This window comes from Dryocola clanedunensis (assembly GCF_038405435.1).
GTDB lineage: Bacteria > Pseudomonadota > Gammaproteobacteria > Enterobacterales > Enterobacteriaceae > Dryocola > Dryocola clanedunensis_A.
Window position 1 is genome coordinate 1 of record NZ_JBBYHZ010000119.1, and the last position, 613, is coordinate 613.

1 protein-coding gene is annotated in these 613 nt (G+C 68.5%); it reads right to left on the minus strand.

All coding sequences use genetic code 11. The features are described 5' to 3' along the window. Positions 1 to 131 precede the first annotated feature (131 nt). Positions 132 to 613, minus strand: a 482-nt coding sequence (locus AAE045_RS23770) for a hypothetical protein (protein ID WP_455549766.1), incomplete at its 5' end; no start/stop codon positions are given.

The following is a 613-nucleotide window of genomic DNA, read 5'->3' on the forward strand; positions in this document are numbered from 1 at the left end:
TGTTCACGGCCGCCAGCGCCGATGACCAGGATCTTCAATGCAGTTCTCGCGTAAGAGGGCAGGAACGTGATTTTACGCGGTGCGGGCGGCGGGCGCATTCGGGCGGTCGGCTGCCGTGGCAACCCACGGCCTCAGCTGTCGGCGCAGCCGTCGCGCTGCAGGTCGTCCGGCACCGGATACGCGCGCTGCCGGGCATCGAAGATGAGGTGGTAGAACGCGGTCGCAGGTCCCGTGCAGTCGTGGCCCTCCACGGCGTTGCTGTCGCCCACGGTCGTGTTGAAGTCGACCGCGAACACGCCCTCGCCGCAGTCGGCCGGATTGCCGTCACAGCCGTGCAGGGCAAGGTTGTCGAGGTGATCGCGGTACCGGGCGACATCGCGCAGGCGATGGTTGTGTTCGGCGATGTAGCTGCGCCAGACGCGCCGATGGCCGCGCCGGTGTTCCTCGTGGGAGATCTGGAACGCGCGGCGCTGCGGGCCGAGCTGCGCGATCTGAACCGTGCCGGGTGAACCGTGGCGCCCGTACTGCCCCTGCAGGCGCTGGGCCATGACCAGCAGCGGATCATCGGCGGGCAGCTGCGCGAAGAAGCCGCCCCGGTTGGTTTTTTCCTCGT